The organism is Mesorhizobium sp. M7D.F.Ca.US.004.03.1.1 (assembly GCF_003998635.1).
In the GTDB taxonomy this organism is placed as follows: domain Bacteria; phylum Pseudomonadota; class Alphaproteobacteria; order Rhizobiales; family Rhizobiaceae; genus Mesorhizobium; species Mesorhizobium loti.
The window spans coordinates 1-1080 of record NZ_RZQG01001393.1; the positions used below are offsets into that span (position 1 = coordinate 1).

1 protein-coding gene is annotated in these 1080 nt (G+C 61.5%); it reads right to left on the reverse strand.

Annotated features, from left to right (window positions below; all coding sequences use genetic code 11):
- The coding region (locus EN935_RS37350; RefSeq protein ID WP_245489159.1) for a thiamine pyrophosphate-binding protein at window positions 1–981 on the reverse strand (981 nt) is incomplete at its 3' end.
- Between the last annotated feature and the right edge of the window lie 99 nt (window positions 982–1080).

Below are 1080 nucleotides of genomic sequence, written 5' to 3' on the forward strand. Positions count from 1 at the left end.
CTTCAGTGCCGCGCCTGCATCCGAGACGACGCCAAGGTCCGGCGCGAAGACACGGCCGATCTGCGTCGGCTCGATGTCGTCATGGATGAACTTTTTCCCCTTTGTATAAACATCGACCGAGCCGGTGTGACGGTTGGCCCAGCGGTTGCCGATGCCGAAGACGAAGTCGGCTTCCAGCATCGTCGCATTGCCATAGCGGTGCGAGGTCTGCAGCCCGCACATGCCGGCCATCAGCCGGTGGTCGTCGGGGATCGCCCCCCAACCCATCAAGGTCGGGATGACCGGCACGCCAGAAATTTCCGCGAATTCGATGAGCAGATCCGACGCATCGGCGTTGATGATGCCGCCGCCGGCGACGATCAGCGGCTTTTCCGCGGCGTTGAGCATGGTCAACGCCTTTTCGGCCTGGGCGCGCGTCATCGCCGGCTTGAATGGCGTCAGCGGCTCATAGGCATCGATGTCGAACTCGATCTCGGCCAGTTGGACGTCGACCGGCAGGTCGATCAGCACCGGACCCGGCCGCGACGAGCGCATCAGGTGAAATGCCTTCTGCAGCGCCATCGGCACCAGATAAGGCTCCATGACGGTGACCGCCCATTTGGCGACCGGCGCGGCAATGGCTGATATGTCGACGGCCTGGAAATCCTCCTTGTTCAGCCGTGCGCGCGGCGCCTGGCCGGTGATGCACAGGATCGGAATCGAATCCGCTGCGGCCGAGTAAAGCCCGGTGATCATGTCGGTGCCGGCCGGACCCGAGGTGCCGATGCATAGGCCGATATTGCCTGACTTGGCGCGGGTATAGCCTTCCGCCATATGCGAGGCGGCCTCGACGTGGCGGGCAAGCACGTGGCGGATCGTTCCCCTCGCCTTCAGCGCCGAATAGAACGGATTGATCGCCGCGCCCGGCACGCCGAAAGCGCAGGAAATGCCTTCCTTTTCGAGAACGAGAACCGCGGCATCGACAGCGCGCATCCTGGCCATTTTCCAGCCCTCCACGGGTTTGTCATTGTTGGATTGGCTAAGGATGTCAGCACGCCGGCTATTTTTCAATTTTTTCAGAATATTTTTTCATTTCTAGAA